The organism is Streptomyces sp. NPDC046881 (assembly GCF_040645015.1).
Classification (GTDB): Bacteria; Actinomycetota; Actinomycetes; order Streptomycetales; family Streptomycetaceae; genus Streptomyces.
Map to the genome: position 1 here is coordinate 1 of NZ_JBEYXJ010000122.1, position 23,789 is coordinate 23,789.

Annotated in this window: 24 protein-coding genes and 1 pseudogene; 14 read left to right on the forward strand and 11 right to left on the reverse strand. The window is 72.3% G+C overall.

Annotated elements, in window-relative coordinates:
• From ABZ923_RS35580 to ABZ923_RS35595, 4 genes and pseudogenes are all read left to right on the forward strand, one after another.
• Positions 1 to 450 (forward strand): annotated as a pseudogene (locus tag ABZ923_RS35580) (hypothetical protein); the annotation flags it as partial.
• Positions 451 to 452: 2 nt separating this feature from the next.
• A complete protein-coding gene (locus tag ABZ923_RS35585) occupies positions 453 to 3,167 on the forward strand; it encodes a lantibiotic dehydratase (protein WP_361480567.1) in 2,715 nt (904 codons plus the stop codon).
• Positions 3,131 to 3,283, forward strand: coding sequence for a hypothetical protein (locus tag ABZ923_RS35590; protein ID WP_361480570.1), 153 nt, complete (start codon positions 3,131 to 3,133; stop codon positions 3,281 to 3,283). Before ABZ923_RS35585 ends, ABZ923_RS35590 begins: the two co-directional genes overlap by 37 nt.
• Before the next feature lie 71 nt (positions 3,284 to 3,354).
• Entirely contained in the window at positions 3,355 to 4,593 is a 1,239-nt protein-coding gene (locus ABZ923_RS35595) for a lanthionine synthetase LanC family protein (protein WP_361480573.1), read from the forward strand.
• Between the two features lie 53 nt (positions 4,594 to 4,646).
• On the opposite strand, the gene ABZ923_RS35600 is transcribed toward ABZ923_RS35595, so the two are convergent.
• Positions 4,647 to 5,324, reverse strand: coding sequence for a CatB-related O-acetyltransferase (locus ABZ923_RS35600; RefSeq protein ID WP_361480576.1), 678 nt, complete (start codon positions 5,322 to 5,324; stop codon positions 4,647 to 4,649).
• A gap of 268 nt (positions 5,325 to 5,592) precedes the next feature.
• Between ABZ923_RS35600 and ABZ923_RS35605 the strand changes: the two genes are divergently transcribed.
• The 3 genes from ABZ923_RS35605 (at position 5,593) to ABZ923_RS35615 (ending at position 8,649) form a co-directional block, all read left to right on the forward strand.
• Positions 5,593 to 6,549 (forward strand): helix-turn-helix domain-containing protein, encoded by a 957-nt coding sequence (locus ABZ923_RS35605; protein WP_361480579.1) that lies wholly within the window; start codon positions 5,593 to 5,595, stop codon positions 6,547 to 6,549.
• A 107-nt stretch (positions 6,550 to 6,656) separates the two neighbouring features.
• Positions 6,657 to 7,655, forward strand: coding sequence for a type I glyceraldehyde-3-phosphate dehydrogenase (gap, locus tag ABZ923_RS35610; protein ID WP_361480582.1), 999 nt, complete (start codon positions 6,657 to 6,659; stop codon positions 7,653 to 7,655).
• A gap of 121 nt (positions 7,656 to 7,776) precedes the next feature.
• Positions 7,777 to 8,649 (forward strand): AraC family transcriptional regulator, encoded by an 873-nt coding sequence (locus ABZ923_RS35615; RefSeq protein WP_361480585.1) that lies wholly within the window; start codon positions 7,777 to 7,779, stop codon positions 8,647 to 8,649.
• 72 nt (positions 8,650 to 8,721) lie between these two features.
• Here ABZ923_RS35615 and ABZ923_RS35620 read toward each other — a convergent pair whose 3' ends face one another.
• The 3 genes from ABZ923_RS35620 to ABZ923_RS35630 form a co-directional block, all read right to left on the reverse strand.
• Complete coding sequence (locus ABZ923_RS35620; protein WP_361480588.1) at positions 8,722 to 9,753, reverse strand: HEAT repeat domain-containing protein; 1,032 nt, start codon at positions 9,751 to 9,753, stop codon at positions 8,722 to 8,724.
• Between the two features lie 3 nt (positions 9,754 to 9,756).
• Positions 9,757 to 10,428 (reverse strand): HEAT repeat domain-containing protein, encoded by a 672-nt coding sequence (locus tag ABZ923_RS35625; protein ID WP_361480591.1) that lies wholly within the window; start codon positions 10,426 to 10,428, stop codon positions 9,757 to 9,759.
• A 163-nt stretch (positions 10,429 to 10,591) separates the two neighbouring features.
• Entirely contained in the window at positions 10,592 to 11,335 is a 744-nt protein-coding gene (locus ABZ923_RS35630) for a class I SAM-dependent methyltransferase (protein ID WP_361480594.1), read from the reverse strand.
• A gap of 306 nt (positions 11,336 to 11,641) precedes the next feature.
• Between ABZ923_RS35630 and ABZ923_RS35635 the strand changes: the two genes are divergently transcribed.
• Positions 11,642 to 12,181 carry a DUF6817 domain-containing protein gene (locus ABZ923_RS35635; protein WP_361480597.1) on the forward strand — a complete coding sequence of 180 codons (540 nt, stop codon included), beginning with the start codon at positions 11,642 to 11,644 and terminating at the stop codon, positions 12,179 to 12,181.
• A 25-nt stretch (positions 12,182 to 12,206) separates the two neighbouring features.
• On the opposite strand, the gene ABZ923_RS35640 is transcribed toward ABZ923_RS35635, so the two are convergent.
• From ABZ923_RS35640 to ABZ923_RS35655, 4 genes are all read right to left on the reverse strand, one after another.
• Positions 12,207 to 12,719 carry a SigE family RNA polymerase sigma factor gene (locus tag ABZ923_RS35640; protein WP_361480599.1) on the reverse strand — a complete coding sequence of 171 codons (513 nt, stop codon included), beginning with the start codon at positions 12,717 to 12,719 and terminating at the stop codon, positions 12,207 to 12,209.
• A gap of 47 nt (positions 12,720 to 12,766) precedes the next feature.
• Entirely contained in the window at positions 12,767 to 13,294 is a 528-nt protein-coding gene (locus ABZ923_RS35645) for a hypothetical protein (protein ID WP_361480602.1), read from the reverse strand.
• A gap of 162 nt (positions 13,295 to 13,456) precedes the next feature.
• Entirely contained in the window at positions 13,457 to 13,870 is a 414-nt protein-coding gene (locus tag ABZ923_RS35650) for a peptidoglycan-binding domain-containing protein (RefSeq protein WP_361480605.1), read from the reverse strand.
• 55 nt (positions 13,871 to 13,925) lie between these two features.
• Complete coding sequence (locus ABZ923_RS35655) at positions 13,926 to 14,369, reverse strand: hypothetical protein (protein ID WP_361480607.1); 444 nt, start codon at positions 14,367 to 14,369, stop codon at positions 13,926 to 13,928.
• Between the two features lie 310 nt (positions 14,370 to 14,679).
• Here ABZ923_RS35655 and ABZ923_RS35660 point away from each other — a divergent pair, with 310 nt between their 5' ends.
• Together ABZ923_RS35660 and ABZ923_RS35665 are read left to right on the forward strand one after the other, a co-directional pair.
• On the forward strand, positions 14,680 to 15,366 hold the full coding sequence (locus ABZ923_RS35660) for a response regulator transcription factor (protein ID WP_361480610.1): 687 nt from the start codon (positions 14,680 to 14,682) through the stop codon (positions 15,364 to 15,366).
• Positions 15,360 to 17,030, forward strand: a complete 1,671-nt coding sequence (locus ABZ923_RS35665; protein WP_361480613.1) for an ATP-binding protein — start codon at positions 15,360 to 15,362, stop codon at positions 17,028 to 17,030. Before ABZ923_RS35660 ends, ABZ923_RS35665 begins: the two co-directional genes overlap by 7 nt.
• A 310-nt stretch (positions 17,031 to 17,340) precedes the next feature.
• Here ABZ923_RS35665 and ABZ923_RS35670 read toward each other — a convergent pair whose 3' ends face one another.
• Both ABZ923_RS35670 and ABZ923_RS35675 read right to left on the reverse strand, forming a co-directional pair.
• Positions 17,341 to 18,282 (reverse strand): ADP-ribosylglycohydrolase family protein, encoded by a 942-nt coding sequence (locus ABZ923_RS35670; protein WP_361480616.1) that lies wholly within the window; start codon positions 18,280 to 18,282, stop codon positions 17,341 to 17,343.
• A gap of 111 nt (positions 18,283 to 18,393) precedes the next feature.
• Positions 18,394 to 19,377 (reverse strand): LysR family transcriptional regulator, encoded by a 984-nt coding sequence (locus ABZ923_RS35675; protein WP_361480619.1) that lies wholly within the window; start codon positions 19,375 to 19,377, stop codon positions 18,394 to 18,396.
• Between the two features lie 181 nt (positions 19,378 to 19,558).
• Here ABZ923_RS35675 and snpA point away from each other — a divergent pair, with 181 nt between their 5' ends.
• From snpA to ABZ923_RS35690, 3 genes are all read left to right on the forward strand, one after another.
• The gene (snpA, locus tag ABZ923_RS35680) at positions 19,559 to 20,257 is read left to right on the forward strand and encodes a snapalysin (RefSeq protein ID WP_361480622.1); all 699 of its coding nucleotides are present in this window, start codon (positions 19,559 to 19,561) and stop codon (positions 20,255 to 20,257) included.
• A gap of 286 nt (positions 20,258 to 20,543) precedes the next feature.
• Complete coding sequence (locus ABZ923_RS35685; RefSeq protein WP_361480625.1) at positions 20,544 to 21,008, forward strand: DUF3592 domain-containing protein; 465 nt, start codon at positions 20,544 to 20,546, stop codon at positions 21,006 to 21,008.
• Positions 21,009 to 21,071: 63 nt separating this feature from the next.
• The gene (locus ABZ923_RS35690) at positions 21,072 to 21,614 is read left to right on the forward strand and encodes a GNAT family N-acetyltransferase (protein WP_361480628.1); all 543 of its coding nucleotides are present in this window, start codon (positions 21,072 to 21,074) and stop codon (positions 21,612 to 21,614) included.
• A gap of 199 nt (positions 21,615 to 21,813) precedes the next feature.
• Here ABZ923_RS35690 and ABZ923_RS35695 read toward each other — a convergent pair whose 3' ends face one another.
• A complete protein-coding gene (locus ABZ923_RS35695; protein ID WP_361480631.1) occupies positions 21,814 to 22,287 on the reverse strand; it encodes a GNAT family N-acetyltransferase in 474 nt (157 codons plus the stop codon).
• 429 nt (positions 22,288 to 22,716) lie between these two features.
• Here ABZ923_RS35695 and ABZ923_RS35700 point away from each other — a divergent pair, with 429 nt between their 5' ends.
• A complete protein-coding gene (locus ABZ923_RS35700; RefSeq protein WP_361480634.1) occupies positions 22,717 to 23,685 on the forward strand; it encodes an SGNH/GDSL hydrolase family protein in 969 nt (322 codons plus the stop codon).
• Positions 23,686 to 23,789: the final 104 nt, after the last annotated feature.

The window sequence follows — 23,789 nt, forward strand, 5'->3', positions numbered from 1 at the left end:
GGTGCCCCGGCACCGGCCGGCTGGCGGGTGTCGCTGGCGCTGCTGCACGCCGTCTTCGACGGCCTGGACATCGTCGGCTGGGAACACCGCGGGGTCTGGCAGACGGTACGCGAGGAGACCGGCCGCCGGCTGCCGGGAGGACTCGGCGGGCCGGACCGGCGACGCGCTGCCGCCGGGATCCGCGACTGGTGGCACCACAGCCCCCAGGCCCGGCTGGAGGCGATGCCCAAGGCCTGGCAGGACGTCCTCGGCGAGCACCTCCGAGCGGTGCGGCAGGCCGCGGAGGACTGGCGCACCCACTACTTCGCGGCCGGCGAGGCCACGATCGGCCCGCGCCGGGCCGCCGCCCACCACGTCGTCTTCCACTGGAACCGGGGCGGGCTGTCCACAGCCCGCCAGTGCCTGCTCACCGAGGCACTCGCCGCCGACGGCCACGAGGGAGCGGACTGACCATGGGCCACCCACCGGCACCGGCATCCATCGGCGACGACGACCGCGACGCGGTCCTCGGGAGCACCGCGCTGCTGCGGCTCGCCGGTCTGCCCGCCCAGGTGTGGGCGGCCGGTGGCGCCGCCGACCTGTTCGACACCGCCGCCCGGCTCGCCGACACCACCGAGGACCTCGCCGTACGGGCCAGGGCACTGGCCGACCGGCTGGGCGGGACGGTCGTGCCGGACCCCTCGCTGACGCCCGCCGACCGCGGTGCCGTACTCGCCCTGCGTCGGCACCTGCACTCCGGCGCGGCACCACGCCCGGCGCACTGCCTGCTGCTCGAACGCTGCCCCGCGGTGCCCCCCGAACTCGCCGCCCAGGCCCGCGCCCTGCGGAGCGAGGCCGAAGCGGCCGAGACGGCCGCCGGCGCGTTGCGGCAGGCCGTCGCGGCCGAGCAGCAACGGCTGGCCGAGCACGCCTGGCAGGCGGCGCGCTCCACCCCGGTGCTGCGGGCGTTCGTGGACAGCGCCGCCCCCGGGCTCGCCGACGACATCGAACGGCGGCTCGCCCGAGGGGAGTCCTGGTCGAGCCGGCGCCTGCGCAAACGCGCCGCCTATCTGTGGCGTGTGATGGGCCGGGCCGCAGCGAAGACCACGCCCCGCGGCCTGGCGGGCCAGATCGCCGCGGTCCCCGTCTCCGGCGCACCCGGCGGTCGTCCGTGGCTGCTCGCGCCCGGTACCCGTATCGGCGCCCTGGCCACGGTCACCGTGGAGAACGTCCACCTCGTCAGGGCCCGCACCACTCCGGCAGACCTGCACACCGCCGCAGCCGGGACCCTGCTCGCCCCGGCGCCGCTGCTCTTCACCGAGCCCCCCGCCACCGCGGCCGGCGACGGCCCCGGTCACCTACGCTGCTACGTCGTCGACCCCCGCGCCCCCGGCCGGCTCCGGCAGATCGTGCTGCGCCGCACCCCCGTACTGGAGGGTGTGCTCGCCCTCCTCGCCGACGGCCCGCGGCCCTTGGGGGAACTCGGACGGCTGCTGCCCGCCCTTACCGCGCCACCCGGCCGGCCGCCGCTGACCCCCGATGTGCTGCGCGGGTTCCTGCAGCACCTGTGCACCCTGGGCGTGCTGCAGACCTGCCGTCCGCCCCGGCAGCACCACAGCGGCTGGATGCCCGCCGAGACCCTCGTCGGCACCGGCGCCGCGGCCGCCCTCCGTACCCTGCCGCAGCCTCCCGCGGACGGCGGATCCGCTGCCTGGTTCCTGGACTGCTACCGCCGTCCGGGTGCCGGCGCCGCCGTGCCCGCGGCGGCCGTCGCCCGCGTCGAGCGCGGGCTGCGGATCGCGGCCCGGCTCGCCGCCCTCCGCGCCGCCGACCACCCCGCCGACCCCCTCCAGCTGCTGCCCGCCGCGATCCGACCGACCGAGCGGCCGCGTCTCCTCGGCGAGCTCCTCACCGAGCAACTGGCCGCCGACACCCCGCTCGCCGAGCGCCGCCATCCGGGCTGGCATCCCGCCCGCGACCGCACCGGCGGCTATGCCCGGCTGCTCGCGCACCTGGACGCCGCCGCCCGCTCCGGCGCGGCCTGCGTCGACGTCGACGACGCGCTGCTGGACACCCTGGGCGCCCCACCCGGCGAGCAGGCCCTGCCGCCCTGGCCCCTCGACTGCCTCCTGCGCCCGCTGTCCCCCACCGCCGGCCCCGGCCCCGTCGCCGTGTTGGAGACCGCCTCGGCCGCCGGGGTGCTCGACGCCAGGTTCGCCGACCACCTCACCGCCCTGAACGACGGCTACCGCCACAGCGACGCCTACCGTGCCTTCCTCACCGCCGTCGAGGAACGCACCGGGGTCCGCTTCGTCGAGGTGCTCGTGCCGCCGCTGACCGAACGGTCCGCCAACGCCGTACGACGGCCCGTCACCACCCGCTGGTGGACCGGCGACCCCGACCCCACCCCCTACTACGGCCCGCCCCCACGCGCCCGCTACCTCCCGCTGGACCGCATCAGCCTGCGCACCGGCGGCGGCCGGGTCATCGCCGAGGCGGACGGCCGGCGCATCATCCCCGTCCACCACGCCACCCGCTCCCCCGCCCCGCCCTACGACACCCTCGTACGCCTGCTGCTCACCGCCGGCCACCCCGCCGCCTCCTGCCTCATCCGCCTGGACGCCCCGGAAGCGGCCCTGCCCCACCTGGCCCGGCTGCCGCGGCTGACCGCCGGCGGCGACCTCGTCCTGGCCCCCGCCACCTGGCGGATCGACCGCCGCCGGCTGTGGCGGCTGGAGGACGACCCGCTCGCCAAGGTCCGCACCCTGGCCCTGCTGCGCCGCGACGCCGACCTGCCCCGGCACGTCTTCGCCCGCACCGCCCCCGGCGCGAAACCCGTCCCCGTCGACCTCGCCTCCCTGACGGCCGTCCACCTCATCGAGCGGCTGTGCGCCCGGCAGGCCAGCACCACCGTGCTGGTGGAGGAGATGCTGCCCGCACCCGACCAACTGCTGCTGCGCGACGCGCTGCACGGCGGCGCGGCCGTCGCCGCCCAACTGCTGCTCCGGCTCCCCCACGACCACAGCACCGGACGGCCGGCCGAGGCCGCCGCCCGCGCCCTGGTCCACGGCAGCCGGCACGACGTCCCCGGCCCGCCCGCCAGGCGGTCCGCCGGGGCGGCCCACACCCAAGGAGTGAAAGGGGAAGTCCCATGCCCGGCACCGAACACACCGAACTCGACACACTGATCAACGACCTCGAAGAGCGCATCACCCACGAGGACCTGCCGACCGCCTCCGCGTACACCGAGGCGTGCAGCGGCCTGTGCACGATCGTCGTGTGCGGGACGGTCGTCATCTGTTGATCCCACCCCGAGGGGCCGCCCGCCCCACGGCGGACGGCCCCTGCCCCGGCCGGCAGGATGCGAGGAGGACGATGACGCACACCACACCGCCGCCGGCCCCGCTGCCGGGTGACGTCCACGACATCGCCGTGCGCTACCTCCGGCAGTGGGCCACGGCACCCGGGCCGGGCGGACACCGCTGCGATCCCGGCATCCCGGTCCTGGCCCACCTGGTCGCCGACGACCGGGCGGCACCCGCCGCCGTGGCCGTATGGTCCCGAACCGCCGGCCGGGGCCCTTCCCTCCCGTCCCTGTACGACGGCGGCCTGGCCGGCACCCTCGTCGGCCTGCACCTGGGCGCCCGCCTCCACCCCGGACTGCGACCCGCGGCCGACCGGCTCGCCGCCCACCTCCGCACCCGCCCGCCCCGCTGCCGCACCCACCACGTCACCTTCCCCGACTACGACCTCATCTCCGGCCCCGCCGGCACCCTCCTCGCCCTGTGCGCCACCGAACCAGGCGAACCCGACGAGGCGACCGAGCCGAGTGAGACCGGAGAACCAGACGGGCCCGGCGGACCCGGCGGGCGTGGGCTGGCCGCGCACCTGGCGCTCCTGTGCGACGAGGAGGACCTGGGACGGCTGCGCACCGGCCACTACGCGCACCATCCGCATCTGGCCTGGGTGCACGGCCGCATCAACACCGGTATGGGCCACGGCGTCGCCGGCCTCACCACCGCCCTCACCGCCGCACTGCGCCGCACCCCCGCGGACACCGGCCTCGCGGGCAGCCTCGCCACGGCACTCGGCCGGGCCACCCGCTGGCTGGTCCGTCACGCCTACGACGACGACCGCGGCATCCGCACCTGGCCCGCCGCCGGACCGGGAAGTCCCCCCGCACCCGCGGCCCACCCGCGCCAGGCCTGGTGCTACGGCACCCCGGGAATCACCTGGGCACTGTGGGACGCCGCCGACGCCCTCGGCGACACCATGACCGCCGACTGGGCCACGGCCGCCTTCACCACACTCGCCGAGCACTACGACGAGACCTTCCACCTCTACGGCGACTCCCCCGGCGACCGCCTCGGGCTCTGCCACGGCGCCGCGGGAGTGCTGGCGGTCGCCGACGCCTTCGACCGGCACGCCCGGCTACCCGCCGCCGCCATCCTCAGAGACCGGCTCACCCACCACCTGACCGACCGGCTCGCCCCACCGTGGCCCGCCGGCTGGGGCGCGGACCTGCTGACCGGGCTGCCGGGCGTGCTGGCCGCACTGCTCACCACCACCCGGCCGGCCCCGCGCACCTGGCTGCTCTGCCTCGGCCTACGCTGACGGGAGGGCGGGGCCCGAGCCGCCGCCGGCAGCGAGTTGGCCGTGCACTCGTGTCACGCCCCCGGGGCATCGGGCATCCCGGCCGCTCGGTCCCGGTGCGGGGCGGCGGCCTCCAAGGCGGCGATGCTCCCCGACATGATCGTGCGTACGTGCTCGGTGATGTGCTCCACGGGCCAGTCCCACCAGGCCACCGCCAGCAGCCGGGCGACGTCCCGGTCGTCGTAGCGGGTACGGATGAGGCGGGCCGGGTGGCCGCCGACGATGCCGTAGTCGGGTACGTCGCCGGTGACCACCGCGCCGGTACCGATGATCGCGCCGTGGCCGATCCGCACACCGGGCATGACGGTCGTACCGTGGCCGAACCAGACGTCGTTGCCGACGACGGTGTCCCCCCGGCCGGGCAGACCGGTGAGCAGGTCGAAGTGGTCCGACCAGGAACCGCCCATGGTCGGGAAGGGAAAGGTGGACGGGCCGTCCATACGGTGGTTGGCGCCGTTCATGATGAACCGCACGCCCGTGCCCAGCGCGCAGAACTTCCCGATGATCAGTTTCTCGGGCCCGTAGTGGTAGAGCACGTTGCGGATCTCGAACGCGGTCGGCTCGTCCGGGTCGTCGTAGTAGGAGAACTCCCCGACCTCGATCAGTGGGGACTTCACCAGCGGCCTGAGGAGCACCACCCGCGGCTGTTCGGGCATCGGATGCAGGACCGTCGGGTCGGCGGGCACGGGCATGAGGGGGAGGCTCCTTCGGCGGTCACGGGGCGGTGGACCGGGTCATGATCGCGGTCAACGGCCGCCGGGGACACCGATTTACGCCTCCGCCACGCCCCTGTCCGGGACTGCGCACGACGGTTCGTCGAGGCTCGAACTGCTGCCCACCGGCCACGAGCCCGTTGTCACCGACTCCGCGGACGAGCACGGGTGACGGTGTGCGGCAGCGCCCGCAGGGGTTCGTCTTGCGTCAGCGTATGAAGTTTCACGCCCCACGTACCCTCTTCCTGTGCCAGCCTCCCGCCTCCATCGCGTCGCCGTCCTCGTACTCGAAGGCGCGAAGCCGCTCGATGTCGGCATTCCCGCGCAGGTCTTCACGACCCGCGCGAGCATGCCGTACGAGGTGCGGGTGTGCGGGGCGACGCCCGGCCTCGTGACCGGCGGCGACGGCCTCGCGTACCACGTCGCCCACGGCCTCGACGCGCTTGCCTGGGCCGACATCGTCTTCGTCCCCGGCTACCGGTTCCCGGACCGCGACGACCCGCCGCAGGCCGTCGTCGAGGCACTGATCGCCGCCCACCACCGGGGCGCGCGGCTCGCCGCCATCTCGACGGGTGCCTTCGCGCTCGCCGCCACGGGCCTGCTCGACGGCAGGCGCGCCACGACGCACTGGCACTACACGCGGGCACTCATGGCCAGGCATCCGCTGGTCCAGGTCGACGAGAACGTGCTGTTCGTCGACGAGGGCAGCGTGCTCACCTCGGCCGGCGCCGCCTCCGGCATCGACCTGTGCCTGCACATCCTGCGCGGCGACCTCGGGGTGGCCGCGTCCAACCACGCGGCCCGGCGTCTGGTCGCCGCACCCTACCGCAGCGGCGGACAGGCCCAGTACGTGCCGCGCAGCGTCCCCGAGCCGCTCGGCGAGCGGTTCGCCGCCACCCGCGAGTGGGCGCTGCACCGGCTCGGCGACCCCCTCACCCTCGACATACTGGCGCGGCAGGCGGGCGTCTCGCCGCGCACCTTCTCCCGGCGCTTCGTCGAGGAGACCGGCTACACGCCGATGCAGTGGGTGATGCGCGCCCGCATCGACCTGGCCCGCGAACTGCTGGAGCGCTCGGAGCGCAGCGTCGAGCAGATCGCCGCCGACGTCGGGCTCGGCACCGGCGCGAACCTGCGCCTGCACTTCCAGCGCATCCTCGGCACCACGCCGACCGAGTACCGGCGCACTTTCACCCGGGGCGAGTAGCCGCCCGGCACCGCCTGGCGGGATCCTTTCGAACCGTGGCGATGTCGCCACTGTCAGCGCCGCGTCGCGCGGGCGAGCCTTGGTGGCGAAGGGAAGGGACCTCACTCATGACTCGCATCGCCATCAACGGGTTCGGCCGCATCGGACGCAATGTGCTGCGCGCACTGCTGGAGCGCGACAGCGCCCTCGAGATCGTCGCCGTCAACGACCTGACCGAGCCCGCCACTCTCGCCCGGCTGCTCGCCTACGACAGCACGGCCGGACGGCTCGGGCGGCCGGTGACCGTCGACGGGGACGCCCTCGTGGTCGACGGCCGCCGGATCACCGTGCTGGCCGAGCGCGAACCGGCGCAGCTGCCGTGGGCCGAACTCGGCGTCGACGTCGTCCTGGAAGCCACCGGCCGCTTCACCTCGGCCAAGGCCGCCCGGGCCCATCTCGACGCGGGCGCGAAGAAGGTACTCGTCAGCGCGCCGTCGGACGGCGCCGACGTCACGCTCGCGTTCGGGGTCAACACCGACGCCTACGACCCGGCCGTGCACACGATCGTCTCGAACGCCTCCTGCACCACCAACGCGCTCGCCCCGCTGGCCAAGGTGCTCGACGACCTCGCCGGCATCGAGCACGGCTTCATGACGACGGTGCACGCCTACACGCAGGAGCAGAACCTGCAGGACGGGCCGCACCGCGACGCCCGTCGCGCCCGGGCCGCCGGCGTCAACATCGTGCCGACCACGACCGGTGCCGCCAAGGCGATCGGCCTGGTGCTGCCGAACCTCGACGGCAAGCTCTCGGGCGACTCGATCCGCGTACCGGTGCCGGTGGGCTCGATCGTCGAACTCAACACGACCGTCACCCGGGACGTGACGCGCGACGACGTGCTGGCGGCGTACCGTGCCGCAGCGGAGGGGCCGCTCGCCGGCATCCTCGAGTACTCGGAGGACCCGCTCGTGTCGTCCGACATCACCGGCAATCCGGCTTCGTCGATCTTCGACTCGGCCCTCACCCGCGTCGACGGCCGCCACGTCAAGGTCGTCGCCTGGTACGACAACGAGTGGGGCTTCTCCAACCGGGTGATCGACACCCTGGAGTTCCTCGCCACCCGCTGACCGGACGGCGGGGTGGTACCCGGCCAGGTACGCCTCACCCGACCGGAGCGGGCACAGGATGTCGGGTGCGACAGGCTTGGTCCTTCCTAGCGTTGGTGAGCGAAAGGGAAGGAGGCCGGGGTTGCTGGATCGGCTGAACCAGGCCATGGAGTACATCGAGGATCACCTCGACCAGCACATCGAGGTGTCCGCGCTGGCCCGGATCACGGTCACGTCCGAGTACCACTTCCGGCGGCTGTTCTCGTCACTGGCGGGGATGGCGCTGTCGGAGTACGTCCGACGCCGGCGGCTCACCGTCGCGGGGGCCGAAGTGCTGGCCGGGGAACCGACCTTGCTGGAGATCGCGATCCGCTACGGCTACACCTCGGGGGAGGCCTTCGCCCGGGCGTTCCGCGCCGTGCACGGCGTCGGTCCCGGCGAGGCCAGGCGTACCGGCGCGGCTCTGAACTCGCAGCCCCGGCTGTCCTTCCGCCTCACCGTCGAAGGGAGCAACACCATGCGGTACCGCATCGTGGAGAAGGAAGCATTCCGGGTCGTCGGCAGGAAGGCCCGCGTCCCGCTGATCTACGAGGGGATCAACCCGCACATCGCCGAGCACGTCAAGAGCATCTCGCCGGAAACGATGTTGCGGATCGCCGGCCTCTCGGACCAGGACCCGGAGGGCGTGGTGTCGGCGACCGTGCGCCTGTCGGACGGCTTCGAGGAGGGCAGCGAACTCGACTACTACCACGCCGTGGTGACCGCTGCCGCCGAGTTGCCCGAGGACCTCGACGTGCTGGACTGCCCGGCGGGCACCTGGGCCGTGTTCGAGAACACCGGGCCGTTCCCGCAGGCGTTGCAGCAGATGTGGGCTGACGTGGCCGCCCAGTGGATCCCGTCCAACCCGTACGAGTACCGTCCGGGGCCGGAGATCCTGCGCACCCGCCCGGCTCAGGACGACCCGGCGCGGTCCGACGCGCAGTTGTGGATCCCGGTGACCCGCACGGCTGTCTGAGCCGGTCGCCGATTCACGCTCCGGGGGCGGGGCGCCCGGCCTCGGAACGTGTCCGGTGGGCCTGCCCGGCGCTCACCTCCGGTCGCCGGGCCGGGCCGCCGTCCTCGCGTTGCGCAACCGGAGAAGGTACGTCGCGGTGAGCGCCACGGCACGGTCTTCGTCACGGGACAGATCCGCGAGGGCACGTGTCGTCGTGCTCCCCGGGATGTCGGCGAGCGCCTGGGTCAGCCGTCGACGCGCGGACGGTCCACCTGTGCCGTCGGCGAGGCGGTTGACCAGCCCGGTGGCGATCCGGTCCGCCAGCGCCGGATCCCCCGCCAGGGTGCTCAGTGCGTCGGCTGCGTCGGTGTCGTTCCTCCCCTCGACGATCATGTCGACGAGCGTGGGGACGGCGTCGGCTGCTCCACGGGACCCGAGCGCCAGAGCCGCGTGCCCGCGAACCACTGCGTCGGGGTCCGTGAGGGCGTCCCGCAGCAATGCGGTCGCCTCGCCGTTCGGTATCTCGGCGATGGACTGGACGGCGCGTCTGCGCACCTCGGCCACGGGCGAGCCGAGGCCCTCCGCCAGCAGTGCCGTCCCGTCCTCGCCCGACTGCGCCAGAGCCCAGCGAAGGGCTCCGGCGACGTTGGGGTCCGACTCGCTCAGGACGGCCTCGACCAGGGCTTCCACCGGCACGGGACCTTCCTCGACCGCGGACAGGGCCGCCCGCTGCCGCGCCCCCGCGCTCTTCGACCCCAGCGCCTGGAGGAGCGCCACGGTCTGGAGGACGTCCTCCCAGCCGGCGGGTTCCGCGGCGTCGATCCGGCGGAGTCGCCTGAGCAACTCGGTCTCCGCCGCGATGCGGTCGCGCGTCCGGCGGATGAGGTCGTCGACGAGTTCCGCGGGCGTGAAGCCGGGGTCGTCGAGCGCGCGACCGACGTCACGCAGCGACAGCCCCAGCGACCGCAGGCTCTCGATGTGGAAGATCCGCCGGACGGTCTCGCCGGAGTACTCACGGTAGCCGGAGTCGGTGCGGCCCGTAGGGTGCACCAGGCCGAGCGACTCGTAATGCCTGAGCATGCGAGCGCTGACCCCGGACCGTTTCGCGACCTCACCGATCAACACTGCCTACTGCTCCTCCCGGGCGGCTCCGCCGAGGGCCACTATGCGCTTCGCCTCCTCGACCGCGAACTCGAACCCGGCGTCCGGATCGCGCCACAGTCGTTCCGTGGCGATCGCGTGCGCACGCACACGAGGGTCGAGATCCGTCACAGCGGCGCCCAGCACCGGCACCATCGTCTCACCGAGCGCGATCAGCGCCCGGCTCAGGCTCAGCTGCGTCTCGCGTTCACCGCGCCCGAGCTGTGCAGCCAACGCCACGGCCAGCTCGTGCTCCTGGCCTTCGGGGACGAGCACCACCGCTGCCCGCCAAGCGCTCCGGGCCACCTCGTCGTCGGGGTCGGACAGCAGCGCCGGGGTGATCGCCGGCCACGCCTTCCGATCCCCGATCTTGGACAGTGTGTGCAACGCCTGGCTGCGTGCCTGCGCTCGCCCCGAGCGGACTTCACCGAGAAGCAGCGGGACCGTCATCGATGCCGGGTGGCGGGTGAGGGCCCACGTCAGCATTTCACGCACGGAGAACTCCGGTTCCACCGCGCATCGCTCGACGAGCTTGCCGATGAACTCCGGGTCCGGGGCCGTGCCGACCGCCAGCGCCGCCTGCAGCCGGACCGACGAGTTGTCGTTCTCCAGCGCCCGAAGGGCCCGCACCGTATTCGTGTCCCCGCTTGTCCTGGTCATGTGGACCACCTCCAGGCCACAGTGAAGACCTTGACACTGTGTCAAGGTCCAGCGGAGCCGGGCCGGCTGCCGAAGTCCCGGGGTCGTCACCCCCCGACGACGGCCCGCCGGCGTCCCTTCGGCCGGCGGGGCGTCGGTTCGGGGTGTTCGGTTGCCGCCGCGGTCAGGCGCGGCAGCGCAGCATCTCCAGGGGCGGGTGCGCGAGGAGGTCCGCCCAGAAGTCCTCGCCGAACTCGCGGATGCCGGCTTCGGACACCTGCAGCGGTACCCACTGCAGGTCCCCGAACCCGGCCGCCCGCAGGCACTCCTCGTAGACCTCGCGGCGCGGGACCGTGCTGACGATGCTGATCGGTTGCGGTTCGAGGAGAGCCGTGACCCGCACCCGCGGCCCCGTCCCGGCTTCCTCGCCGGTGGGCTCACACAGGAACCCGTACTTGTCCAGGGACGGGCAGTCGAACCGGTAGTCGGGCTTCTGGGCGAACACGAAGAGCTCCCCGCCCGGCAGCAGGCTCCGGTGGATGTTGCCACACATCCGCTGCATCGTCGCGACGTCCTCGGCGTAGTTGAGGCACTGCACCGCCACGGCGATGTCGAAGCGCCGGTCGAAAGGCGGAAGTTGGGCCACGTCGCCGACCTCGTAGCGGGCACCCAGCGGGTCACGCTGTTCGATCTCGCGCGCGGCCGCGATCATCTCGACGGAGATGTCGACCCCGAAGACGTCCGTGGCGCCGCGCCGTTTGAACTCCCTGCTGTAGAAGCCGGTGCCGCACGCCAGGTCGAGAACCGACCTGCCGCTCACGTCCCCGACCATGCCCAGGAAGCTCGGTACCTCCCCGTACCGGATCAGTGGCAGGGACTTGAACCCCTCGAACGCCTCGCCGATCTTGTCGTACTGCTGCACACTCACGTGCCGCCCCCTCGTGTGTTCCGTCCTGTACGTGGCCACGCCACGGCGAGCCTCCGGATGCGGAGGCTCGCCGGTCGTGGTGGTGGCAGGAAGTCTCCTCCGGCGGTGTCCCGGGGCCGTACTGGCAGATGGCACGAGAAGTCGGCCGGGTGACCCTCGTATCACCCAACATCACCTGCCGAGTCGTTCGGCGGGTCACCCGTCCTCCGAGGTTGCCCTGGCGATCGCAGCGTGGTCGGCGGTGTCCCGTCCTACGATCCTGAGTGGTTCAGATCGGACGGCGATCCTTCGGACGGTGATGTGGAAATGACCGCAGAAGCGCTGGCGATCCTGCAGGCGGCCGGAGCCGACGGGATCGAGCACCCCGGCGGCACCCTGCTGGCGCACCTGAAGCGAGTCGGCGCGCTGCTCGCCTCGTGGGGCGCTCGCCCGGCGCTGGTGTCGGCCGGGCTGTGTCACGCGTTCTACGGGACCGATGGGTTCCCGGTGGCCCTGATGGACCTGGGGCGCCGGGCGGAACTGGTCGAGGCGATCGGTGTCGAGGCCGAAGCGCTCGTCTACCTCTATGCCTCCTGCGACCGCTCGTCCTCCTACCGGGGGCTGACCGACGACGCTGGCATGTTCGTCGACCGGTTCACCGGTACACGGGTGCGGCCAGGCCTGGAAGCGCGTCGGGACTTCGCCGAACTGACCGCTGCCAACGAGCTGGACATCGCGGTGATCAGCCCGGAGGTCCGCACACGGTACGGGGCGGACCTGCTCGGCCTGTTCACCCGGTGGCGGCCGCTGCTGTCGGAGCCGGCCTGGGCGCACTGCCGTAGCGTGCTGGGCCAAGCCGCCGGCTGACCGTCCGGCACGTACGGCATGCGGCTCATCGGCGCAGGAGCTCCTCGCGGAGCTGGGTGAGGGCGCGGTGCAGTGTGCTCTTGACCGTGCCCGGCGACAGGCCGAGTGCGGTGGCCGTCTCCCGTGTGGACATCTGCTCCCAGTGGCGCAGCACGACGACGGCACGCTGCTGGGGCGCCAGCGACTTGACGAGGTCCATGAGGAACGTACGGTCCGCGTGCCGCTCGGCGGAGTCCTCGACGCTCGTCTCCGGCAGGTGCGCGGAGGGGAGTTCGCGGAGTCGCTGGGCCCGCCGCCACCACTCCGCCCGCGTGTTGATCATGATGCGGCGCAGGTAGGCGTCGGCGAGCCGCTTGTCCGCGATGCGGTCCCACCGGGGGTATGCGCGCAACAACGCGGTCTGGAGCAGGTCCTGTGCTTCCAGCGGGTCGCTGACCAGACAGCGGGCGCTGCGCAGCAGAGCGTCGTGCCGGGTACGGACGTACTCCTCGAAGTCCGTTGCGGGGGCATGGGGTTCGGGTGGGGTGGTCGTCGTCATCGGCTGGCCCTTTCAGGCAGGGGCGGGAAGAGGCCCGCTACGGGGTGTCAGGGGCGCGGCGGGGCGCACCTGCTGTGGCCGGCGTGTTTGCCGCACGCCTGCGCCTCCAGGTGGAAGCCGCGGCCGTGGACGAACTTGACGGCCCGGGTGTTCTGGCTGCCTCCGGAGTGCACGGTCGCCGAGCAGGCGCCGCTGTCCCGCCATGAGCCGTAGTCGATGTCCCAGTAGAGGCTGACCTTGTCGCCCCGGCTTGCGTGGGTGATCGTGGCCCAGTAGTAGCGCGGTCCTCCGGGTCGGTTGCCGTAACGCAGCTGGATCCGGGTGCTGCCGATCTTCGTCGCCGGGCCGTTGTGCCGCCGGTCGCGGGGGATGGAGGAGTTGGGATCGACGCTGGGGCCGCACGAGTCGGCCGTCGTGTGGCGGACGGGCGGCGTCTGCGGGGTCGTGGCTGCGCCGGCCGGGGTGGCGAGCAGCAGGGTGGCGGCGACGGCCGCCACCGTGGTCCTGGAGGTCGTGGACAGGGGGGTGAGGGCCGGCGTCCGCCGCGCCCCAGCCGATGTCTTCCTGGTGATCATCACGGTGCCTTCCCGTTGCGTCCGGGCATGTCGGGTACGAGGGGGGCGGCGCCGGGTGGGGTGACGTGAGGTCGCACCCACCCGGCGCCGTCCGTCGCTCGGGATCGTTCAGGCGCGGACCGGTCCGGTGCGAAGAGCCCCCGTGGCTCTCGGCCGCTCCGGTCAGCGGCGCAGGTAGTCCCAGGTGTGGCTGCCGACGATGCCGTCCGCGCCGCCGGTGATGTGGTGGTGGCTCTGGAGCCACTTGACCGCGGCGAGGGTGCCGGAGCCGAAGCTGCCGTCGACGGACAGCCACACGGGGTAGTCCGTGTGCTGGTTGATGATGTCCTGGATCTCCCTGACGGCGTCCGCGTGGGAGCTTCCCTCGCTGATGGTCGCGGTGCCGTAGTAGTAGTCGCAGGTGTAGCCGACGGTGGAGCGGTAGGTGCAGGAGTGCACGGCGGCCTGGGCCGCCGCCGAGCCGGTCGTCCGGGGGCCGGCGGCCGCCTGGGCGGCCGTCACGGGTACGGCGACGAGCAGTGCGGCGGTCAGGGCCAGGGCGCCGACGACTCGGGTGCGGGTGGACGGCATGGGCATGTCTGTCTCCTCGTGGAGAGCGGAGTTGACGGGAAGCGGGGCGGGTGCGCGGCTGTCAGCAGGTCGGCAGGTGGGGCACCTTGGGTGCCGCTCCGCGCACGTAGTGGTTGCTCACCCAGGCCGGGTCGCTGTCGGACAGCAGGGTGACCTTCGTCCACCACTTGTTGCCCGAGACCTTGCTGGTGTGCCGGTTGGTCTGGCAGTACGCACGGAGCGTCGCGTTGGACACCCTGACGGCGACCCTGCAGCTCGTGCGCGGGCACTCGCGCAGGGCCACGTGCGTACCCTTGACGCGGATCTTCTTCACGCCGGCGGCCGACACCTCGAACACTGGCGCCGACACCTCGGACACCGGCGCCGACACCTTGGACACCGGCGCCGGGGCCACGGGCTGCGGGGCACGGGTGTCGCCTTGTGCGGGGCCGGCCAGGGCGATGCTGCCGGCCATGGCGAGCGTGGCCGCGGCGAGCGCCCAGCTGTTGCGCATCGAAGGGGGCATTCCTGTACTCCTTTCACTGGCGCCTTGCTGCACGGCGCATTCGGGTTGTTCGGGGCAGTCGACGGGCCGGACCGGCGAGTGGCCGTCCGCTCCTGCCTGACCTCGACTCTTCCGGCCGGGGAATTGTTTGGGCAGCCGGTTCCGCCGCCCTGATCAATGGCGGTTCCGGCTTCCCCCGACCGGCCGGCGCCGGGCAACGACTGTGCCAACGAGGGGCTGTGGGGAAGCTGAAGATCTCTGAAGGCACCAACTCGACTGCCTTGTACGCCTCTTCAGGTTGGCCACAGGGTCTGTCCCGCATCCTGGGGTCATGCGCGTACTCGTGGTGGAGGACGACCGGCGGATGGCGGAGCTGCTGCGGCGCGGCCTGGCCGGTGAGGGATGGGCGGTCGACGTCGTGCACGACGGGCTGTCCGGGGTCGAGCGGGCGGGCGAGAACCCGTACGACGCGATCGTGCTGGACCTGATGCTGCCGGGCCTGAACGGATACGGAGTGTGCGGCCGGCTGCGTGAGGCGGGCATCTGGGCGCCGGTGCTGATGCTGACCGCGATGGACGGGGAGTACGACGAGGCGGAGGGCCTGGACGTCGGAGCGGACGACTACGTGACCAAGCCGTTCTCGTTCGTGACGCTCCTGGCCCGGCTGCGGGCGCTGATGCGGCGCGGTCAGCCGCAGCGTCCCTCGGTGCTGCGCGTCGGAGACCTGGAAGTGGATCCGGCCGCCCGGCACTGCCGTCGCGGCACGGTGCCGGTGGCCCTCACCGCGCGGGAGTTCGCGGTCCTGGAGTACCTGGCGCGGCGCGGCGGTCAGACGGTCACCAAGACGGAGATCCTGGAGCATGTCTGGGACGACCGGTTCGACGGAGACGTCAATGTGGTGGAGGTCTACGTCAGCGCCTTGCGCCGCAAGATCGACACTCCCTTCGGGCGGCGGTCCATCCGTACGGTCCGGGGCATCGGCTACCGGCTCGACGTCGCACCGGAGACGGCATGCTGAGGAGCCCCCGGGCACCGCGCACCGAGCGCCGCACGCGACCGGGCAGCGTGCGGGTGCGGCTGACCCTGGCCGCGACCGCCGTCGCCGCCGTCCTGCTGGCTCTGGCCGCCGTCGCCTCCGCCGTGGCGGTACGCAACTCCCTGCACGCCTCGGCGCTCCAGCGGGCCAGTGACGGCAGCCCCGTGGCGGCGAGCGAGGTGGCCGCCCCGTGCGCACTCGATGCCGCCGGCACGAGGTGCACGTCCGGCCCCGGTCACGGGGTCGTCGTCCGGCGTGACACGCTCCCGCTGCTCCACGGCGAACACCTGTCGCTCTGGCCGTGGGCCGACCGGGACGACGCGAGGCCGGTGGAGTTGGTTCCGGCCGACGGCTCCGACCCGATCTTCTTCCCCGAATCCTGGACGGACCAGGACCGGCTGACCTCCACGGTGCGGTGGCTGGCCGGCGGCACGCTGGTGCTCACCCTGTTGACCGCCGGCGGGGCGTGGCTGGTCATCGGCCGGGTCCTCAAGCCGGTGGAGGTGATCCGGACGCAGTTCGCCGCGCTGAGTCTGAGCCGGCTCGACCAGCGCATCCCGACGCCGCGCTGCGGCCGGGAGTTCTCCCGTCTGGTGGCGACGATGAACAGTGCCCTGGACCGCCTCGAAGCGGGGGCCGCCCGCCAGCGGCAGTTCACCTCCGACGTCGCCCACGAACTGCGCACCCCGCTCGCCTGCCTGCGGGCCGAACTCGAACTCGCGCTGGCCCCGTCCGGGACGGCCCACTGGCCGGCCGCCGCCCGCGACGCCCTGCACGACACCCTTCATCTCCAGGACATCACCACGAACCTGCTGCTCCTGGCCCGTCTCGACGCGCAGGCTCCGCACTCGCGCATCCTCCTGACCGAGCAGGTGGACCTGCCCGGACTGATCCGCGACGCGGTCGCCCGCCGTGACGTGCCCGACCGCCTGCGTCTCGTCGTCACCGCACCCGACGAACCCGCGCCGGTGACCGGCCACCGCGGCCTGCTCGCCCGGGTCCTGGCGAACCTGCTCGACAACGCCGAACGCCATGCGGCCACCACGATCACCGTCACGCTCACCCTGGACCACGAACGCCGGCAGGCCGTGCTGGAGGTGGCCAACGACGGGCCGCCCATCCCTCCCGAGCACCAGGAGACGATCTTCGAGCGCTTCAGCCGGCTCGACGACGCCCGTACCCGGGACGCCGGGGGCACCGGCCTCGGCCTGGCCATCGCCCGCCGCATCACCACGCTCCACCACGGCACCCTCAGCCTCTCCCCCGGCCGACCCGGCCCGGTGGAGCAGGTGGGCGCCCGGTTCGCCGTACGCCTGCCGCTGACCTCCGAGGGCGCCCACACGCTGGTCGGCGAGCTCCTGCACGCGTGGGAGGAGCCCGACGACATCCCCGCGCTCCTCAGCCACAACGCCGGGGACCAGCCCCTCGAAGACGTGGTGCCCGATCTCGTACGCGCCCTCGTCACGGCCGGACGCGACCACCACCTCCGGGCCCTGCTCCGCCATGTCGCAGGGCAGGCGCCCGCCTGGGAGGTCACCGGTCTCGCCGAGGTCCTCCGGGACGAAGGCATGCCCGCAGCCGCCGACGAACTGCTCGCCGCCCGCACCGCACCGCGCGGGCTCGCACGGGGCGACAGGGTGCGTTGAACGGCACGGGTACGGCGTCCGTCGGCGCCGCGCTGATCGAAGAACGCGCCTGGGGCTTGCCACCGCCCACCGGCCTGCCCGGCGCGGCGGCCCCTTGTGGGGAGTCCCGGCCGAGACCCGTGCCGCGGCCGTGGACGGAGGTGGCGTTCGGCCCCGACGGGCGCGTTCTGGCCGCCACCACCTCGGACGGCGCATCCGACTCCGGGACGTCGGCCACGCCGTCCCTCACCTCTGCACCGCCACCGGCCACATGCTCACCGAGCGCGACGCACCGCCGTCGACTGACGGCACGGTTCGGTCGCTGACGGGATCAGTCCGGGTCGGCCGTGCCGAGGCGGTGGGCGAGGTCGGTCAGATCGGCCGGCCGCAGTACCCGTCCGCCGAACCCCGGCAGTGGGACGTGCAGGGGCTCGGTCCAGCGGGCGGGGATCGCGTCCAGGCCGTGATACGCGCCCGCCAGGGCTCCGGTGACCGCGGCGACGGTGTCCGTGTCGCCGCCGAGGTCGATCGCTGCGCGAAGGGCGTCCTCGAAGCTGGTGGTGCTGCGCAGCGCCCACACCGCGGACCCCAGGCAGGGCCAGACCGCGCCGTTGAACTCCGTCGCCTGGTCCGGATGCCAGTCGGTCGCGAGGACGGTGGCGTAACGCCGACGGTGCTCGGGGTGGACGAGGTCCAGAACGCCGGGAAGGGCGCGGAGGGGATCGGCACCTGCGAGGGTCAGCCGAACGAGTTCGTGGAAGAGGGCGGTCCCTTCCCAGGCGGCGCGGTCGCCGTGGGTGAGGGCGGCGATGCGGCGGGCGGCGTCCATGGTGGCCGCCTGCCCGGCACGTGCGAAGTAGACCGCAGACGTCGATGCCCGCATCAGGGAGCCGTTCCCGGCTGCTCGCAGGTTGGTCCGGAAGTGCGTCGCGGCGGCCAGGTCCCACGGCATGCCGTTGGTCAGCACGTCCTCGGTCTGCAGGCCGATGTCCTTGGGTTCGGCCGCGGCCCAGCGCTGGAAGCGGTCGAAGACGTCCGGCAGGTCCAGTCCGCCCCGCTCCAGCAGCGACTCCGCGACGAGTACGGCCATCTGCGTGTCGTCCGTGGCCTCACCCGGCTCCCAGCCGCCGCCCCCGCACATCTCGCCACCGCACCCCGGCTCCGGGAACCGGGCGGAGAACGCCCCCTCGGGTCCGAACTCGAAAGGCGCTCCGAGCGCGTCGCCCACCGCGGCGCCGACGACCGTCGCGATGGCTCGTTCCGTACGCGTCATCCGCGCAGGCTACCGACGGCCGGGGCCTTACGGCGGTTTGCTGCGGGGCCTCCTCGGCGGCTTCGATTACGATCATCGTCGTATCGGCACAAATCGGACACTCCTTCCGTTCTACATGGTGGAACGGGAAAGCTGAGCGGCGGTCCCGCCTTCCGGCGTGCCGGGCAGGTGCGCGCGTTTCAGCCACTCCCGGTAGGCCGGCGCCTCGTGGGCGACGGACCAGTAGGCCTCCTCCAGCTCCGGGAAGACCTCGTCCAGTTCGTCCTCGGTGCGGGCCGCCAGCAGCAGACGTACGCCTAGCGGATCGCCCTTCAGCGGGCGGATCGCCAGATCGGGACGGGGATGGGCGGTCGGCTGGCTGACCGTCACCACTTCGCCGGTGGCGGCGAGCGAGTACGCGGTGAGGTAGTCGCCGTGCAGCATCTCGCAGTGCAGGCCCGCGGCCCGCAGTACCCGGGACAGGCCCTCCCATTCGCCGTCGACCGTCGAGTCGACCATCCAGCGGTCGCCGGCCAGATCGGCAAGGCTCACCTCCGGCTGCGACGCGGCGGGATGGTCCGCGGCGAGCGTGACGAACTGTGGTTCGCGCTCGACGAGCACGCGCAGGCACAGGCCGGGCGGGACGCGCAGCGGGCTGCCCTCGACCTCGTGCACGAAGGCCATGTCGAGCCGGCCGGCGGCGACCATGCCCAGCAGGGCGTTGGCGGACACGTTCATCTGCAGGGTCGGTTCGCATCCCGGGCCGCGCGCCCGCAGCAGGCGCAGCCAGCCGGGGATGGCGCGGCTCGCCGTGGCGCCTATGCGTAGCTGGTACCCGCCGGCGGCGCGGGCCGCCGCCGCCCTGGTCTCGGTGACGATCGCCGCGAACTCCGCGACCAGCGGCCTGGCCCGGCTGAGCACGGCCAGCCCCAGCGGGGTGGGGTGGCAGCCGGTCCGGGCGCGCACGAAGAGCTGCGCACCCAGAGCGCGTTCTATGCGTCGTAACTGGGTGCTCAACGAGGGTTGCGCGAGGCCGAGTTGCCGTGCCGCCTTGTGCAAGCTGCCGGTGTCGGCGATGGCGCAGAGCACGCGCAGATGCCTCACCTCGAGCTCCATGGGAGGAGCGTAGGGCGGCGCCGGGCACCACACCAGATGTTCAAGGTCCAACGAAACCGGACGAGTCGGCCATCGATAGCTCCGGACTATCCCCAACTGCCATCATCCCTCGTCCCGTTGGCCTGCCCGAGACTCACTGGCAACCGATCGTTCAACCCCACAGGACGAGAAGGAGCCCCCCATGGCATCGTTCCGTACCCGCACCGGGTCGAAGAGCTCCAGGAGACTCGTGGCCCTGGCGCTGGGCCTCGGTCTGGCCTCCGCCGCGCTGGGCACCGCCGGCCCGGCGAGTGCGACGAACACCACGCAAGCCCCCGCCAAGGCCGCCACCGCAGGCTACGTGGGCACGGCCGAGAACGCCGGCAACAAGGCGTTCTTCGACGCCGTGCTGAACTCGGTCGCCAAGAGGCAGGCCGCCCAGCCCTCCCTGAAGGTGGTGACCGTCTACTACAACGCCTCCCAGGCGCCGAGCTTCCGCTCCCAGATATCGAGCGCCGCCTCCATCTGGAACAGCTCCGTGTCGAACGTCAAGCTCCAGGCGACCACGGGCAGTGGTGACTTCGCCTACTACGAGGGCAACGACTCGCGCGGTTCCTACGCCTCCACCAACGGCCACGGCCGCGGCTACATCTTCCTGGACTACGCGCAGAACCAGCAGTACGACTCCATCCGTGTCACCGCCCACGAGACCGGCCACGTGCTGGGGCTGCCCGACCACTACAGCGGGCCGTGCAGCGAACTGATGTCGGGCGGCGGCCCCGGCACGAGCTGCACCAACCGCTACCCCAACAGCACCGAGCGAGCCCGGGTCAACCAGCTGTGGGCCAACGGCCTCACCCAGGCGCTCGCACGGGCCGGCACGGCGGCCAAGGCGGGCTGACCTCCCCACAGCCCTGCACGTCGGCGTACGGACCGCGGACCGGTGCCGCGGTCCGTACCGCGCGAGCAGGGAGGCGGTGACTTCCAGGGGGTCACCGCTGCGCAGGTGGCGTGCCCTGAGACGGAGTACCGGACCACGGGGTGGCCGGGCTCACGGCGTCGCGGCCTCGCCACCACCACCGGTGCGCGCGCCCGGATCCGCCCGGCGCTCCCCCTCGTCACCGGCGTCGGCCCTGCCTGGGATAGCGTCCCTCTCGGTCCGGGCGAGTGAGAGGGATGTCGTGCAGGTGCAGGTACGTGGCCGGCGGGCCCGCCGGTGGATCACGTTCGGGGCGATCGCGTTCGGGGTGCTGTTCCTGGTCATCGGGCTGATCCTGGCGGGGATGTCGGCCTCGTTCCTGACGGACGCAGAGCGCGTACGGGGCACGGTGGTGGCCCTGGAATGGCGTGACGACCACAGCGGTGTGTCCCACCGGAAGCGGGCGCACGACGGACCCGTGGCGTACCCGGTGGTCGAGTTCACGGCGGCGGACGGCACGCGGCAGACGTTCCGGGACTCCACGGGGTCCAACCCGCCGGCGTACGAGCGGGGTGAGCGGGTCGAGGTGCTCTACCGGGCGGATTCCCCCGAGGACGCACGGATCAACGGGTTCGCCTCGCTGTGGCTGCTGCCGCTGATCTTCGGCGGGCTCGGGCTGCTCTGCGCCGGGATCGGGACGGTCGTGGCGTTGGTGACGCGGAGGCGTTCCTAGGGCGTGTATCGAAAGTGCCTGGTGAGGATGACGGAGAGCCCATTTGAGATCCAGAATGATGGGATGGTCACGCTTGAGACTCCCCGTCTGATCCTGCGTCGCTGGCGCGAGGAAGACATTGCGCCCATGGCCGCCATCAATGCGGACCCCGAGGTCATGCGGTGGATCCGTGACGGCAGCGTCCTTGACGAACGGCAGACTCGCGGCAGGGTCCGGGCATGGGAGAGCGAGTGGGAGTCACAGGGCTTCGGCCTGTTCGCCGTGGAGATCCGGTCCACGGGCGAGCTGGCCGGGTTCACCGGCCTTTCGGTGCCCGACTTCCTGCCGGAGGTACTGCCGGCGGTTGAGGTCGGCTGGCGGCTGGGACGTTCCCACTGGGGGCAGGGCTTGGCCACCGAGGCCGCTGCGGCCGCTGTACGGTTCGGGTTCGAAGAGCGCGGGCTGGAGCGGATCGTCAGCATCGCTCAAGTGGGCAATGACGCCTCCGAACGGATCATGGCCAAACTGGGGATGCGTCTGTTCCGTGAGGCCGTGAATCCCACGGGTGGCCGGCGAGTACGGGTGTTCGAGATGTCGTCGGACCAGTACGTCACCACCACGCGTTGACGGCGGCAACGAGGACGGTAGCCTCGTAGCGGACCGCGAGTGGTCGGCGGGCATTCAGTGGGCGGCCGGGCTCCTTGCTCCTCGGCAACAACGGCTTCGGCACCGAGCATTGATCGTCCGTCAGGTCTCCACGGGCCACGAACCACGATCATCCCACCGCCAACGGCCTGGGGAACGATTACCGGTGACGGTTGGTGGGTCAGGGCCGCGGGACGTTGAGCGGCAGGTCTCGGTGGAAGACGGCCATAGCCTGGCCTGGGCCGTTGTAGTCGTCGACGATCTTCGTGTCGAAGCCGAGGCTACGATGGAAGGCGATAGAGCCGGTGTTCTCGACTGACGTGATCGCCTTCAACTTCCGTGCACCGTGACGTTCCGCTGCTTCAGCGAACGCCGTGTACAGACGACGGCCGAGACCGTTGCCACGGGCATCGTCCCGCGTGGCGATCAGATGCACGTACCCGGTGCCGTCCGGGGTGACGAACCCGAAGATGTACCCGCGGATTCCGTCCTCGGCCCGGGCAACCAAGCAGGTGGAACCGAACTCCTGCACCAGGGCCAGAAGGTGCAGCGGCCGAAGGTCGCGTTCGCCCCAGTAACGGGAGTGATCAGTCAGGACCTGGTGGAAGTCGGCCACCGCGGCCGGTGCGATGTGTATCCCCATGATGACGATCATGGCAGGCGCCCTGGCCGTTCCAGGCGAAGGTCCGCACGGGTTGGGCAAGTTGTGACGCAAGCCTGGGCCCGTGGGCCTGTTCCCGCCCTCCCCTGTCCAGGGTCTCCCGCGCACATTGCGGCCAGTTGCTTGCCGCTCGGGGCGGTGGTCAGCAGGCCCGGAGGGCTGAGGTGATCGAGAACAAGACAGCCGCCACGAGACTGCGCCCCAGACCGGGATCACCCAGTCGGTCAAGGGCCTCTCCGCACCGAGCAGGTGTCACATCAAGGCGATCACGAAGAGGGCGTGACCGGTCGACAGGTCGAACCCCTGTCCCCCACACAGACGCATGTCACCGCCTGGTGACTACTGACCGTATTGAATCTAGTGCGTTAAGTGATGGTCTCTTTAGGGTCAAAGCGACGCCAAATCCGCATCCCTGGAGGATCCGTGGCACGCTTCCGTACTCGTCTGGCCCTGCTCGGCTCGGCCGCAGCCCTCGCCGTCGGCGCCCTCGTCCCCGTGCAGTTCGCCGGGGCGCAACCCGTCGCCGCGGCCGATGAGCACCAGTGGGTCGCCCTGGGTGACTCCTACACCGCCGGGGTCATCCGGGCCGCGGGCAACACCTTCGAAGTCCCGCGCGACGGCTGCGAGCGCACCGACCGGTCCTACCCCCAGGTCATCGACCGCGACCTCGGCGGTCTCTTCGAGCTGACCAACGTCAGCTGCGGCGCCGCCACCATCGAGAACGTCACCGACACATCCCAGCACCCGATCGGCCGTCATATGCCGCCCATCTCCGAGGACCCGGACTACCCCTTCCCCGCGGTACCCCCTCAGTCCGAGGCGGTGGGCACCGACACCGACGTCATCACCGTCGGCGTGGGCGGAAACACCCTCGGCTTCGCCGGCATCCTCATGAAGTGCCCGGAGCTGGGCGGCGAAAGCGGCGGCGTGGGCACCCCCTGCAAGGACGCCCTGGCCGCCGGCATCCCGGCCCGGCTGAAGAAGGTGCGCCAGGAGTACGACCGTATGCTCTCCGTGCTCCACGAACGCGCCCCGCACGCGAAGATCCTGGCCGTCGGCTACCCCACGATCATCCCCAGGGACACCTCCGGCTGCAGGTTCGGTGACCTGACGCAGTTCGGCACGATCACCCAGGGCGACCTGGACTGGCTGCGCCATGACGTCCTGGAACCCCTCAACAAGGCCATCGCCAACTCGACCGGCACACAGGAAGCCGCCGGCTTCGTCGACCTCTACGCCTCGTCCCGCAACCACAGCGTCTGCGACGACGCCAAGTGGGTCGAAGGCTTCGTCACCCTCCCTGACCAGCTGTCCTTCGTGCACCCCAACGCCCTCGGCCACCGCAACACCGCCGACCACGTCGAAGAAGCGATGCTGAACGCCATCAGCTGAGCCGCCCCGTACCCGGCACCGTCGATCCCCCGGCGAACCGGCCTCCGGCACCCCCCGCCGGGCCCGTGGGGCCGGGGGCGGGGCCCCCCCCCCCGGGGGAGCAA

Coding starts and splice junctions, on each gene's coding strand:
- ABZ923_RS35640 (WP_361480599.1), bottom strand. CDS start 12,719: ATGACGACGACCACCCCACCCGAACCCCATGCCCCCGCAACGGACTTC.
- ABZ923_RS35585 (WP_361480567.1), top strand. CDS start 453: ATGGGCCACCCACCGGCACCGGCATCCATCGGCGACGACGACCGCGAC.
- ABZ923_RS35595 (WP_361480573.1), top strand. CDS start 3,355: ATGACGCACACCACACCGCCGCCGGCCCCGCTGCCGGGTGACGTCCAC.
- snpA (WP_361480622.1), top strand. CDS start 19,559: ATGGCATCGTTCCGTACCCGCACCGGGTCGAAGAGCTCCAGGAGACTC.
- ABZ923_RS35660 (WP_361480610.1), top strand. CDS start 14,680: ATGCGCGTACTCGTGGTGGAGGACGACCGGCGGATGGCGGAGCTGCTG.
- ABZ923_RS35650 (WP_361480605.1), bottom strand. CDS start 13,870: ATGCCCATGCCGTCCACCCGCACCCGAGTCGTCGGCGCCCTGGCCCTG.
- ABZ923_RS35635 (WP_361480597.1), top strand. CDS start 11,642: ATGACCGCAGAAGCGCTGGCGATCCTGCAGGCGGCCGGAGCCGACGGG.
- ABZ923_RS35690 (WP_361480628.1), top strand. CDS start 21,072: ATGGTCACGCTTGAGACTCCCCGTCTGATCCTGCGTCGCTGGCGCGAG.
- ABZ923_RS35655 (WP_361480607.1), bottom strand. CDS start 14,369: ATGCCCCCTTCGATGCGCAACAGCTGGGCGCTCGCCGCGGCCACGCTC.
- ABZ923_RS35675 (WP_361480619.1), bottom strand. CDS start 19,377: ATGGAGCTCGAGGTGAGGCATCTGCGCGTGCTCTGCGCCATCGCCGAC.
- ABZ923_RS35600 (WP_361480576.1), bottom strand. CDS start 5,324: ATGCCCGTGCCCGCCGACCCGACGGTCCTGCATCCGATGCCCGAACAG.
- ABZ923_RS35645 (WP_361480602.1), bottom strand. CDS start 13,294: ATGATCACCAGGAAGACATCGGCTGGGGCGCGGCGGACGCCGGCCCTC.
- ABZ923_RS35665 (WP_361480613.1), top strand. CDS start 15,360: ATGCTGAGGAGCCCCCGGGCACCGCGCACCGAGCGCCGCACGCGACCG.
- ABZ923_RS35695 (WP_361480631.1), bottom strand. CDS start 22,287: ATGATCGTCATCATGGGGATACACATCGCACCGGCCGCGGTGGCCGAC.
- ABZ923_RS35590 (WP_361480570.1), top strand. CDS start 3,131: ATGCCCGGCACCGAACACACCGAACTCGACACACTGATCAACGACCTC.
- ABZ923_RS35670 (WP_361480616.1), bottom strand. CDS start 18,282: ATGACGCGTACGGAACGAGCCATCGCGACGGTCGTCGGCGCCGCGGTG.
- ABZ923_RS35625 (WP_361480591.1), bottom strand. CDS start 10,428: ATGACCAGGACAAGCGGGGACACGAATACGGTGCGGGCCCTTCGGGCG.
- gap (WP_361480582.1), top strand. CDS start 6,657: ATGACTCGCATCGCCATCAACGGGTTCGGCCGCATCGGACGCAATGTG.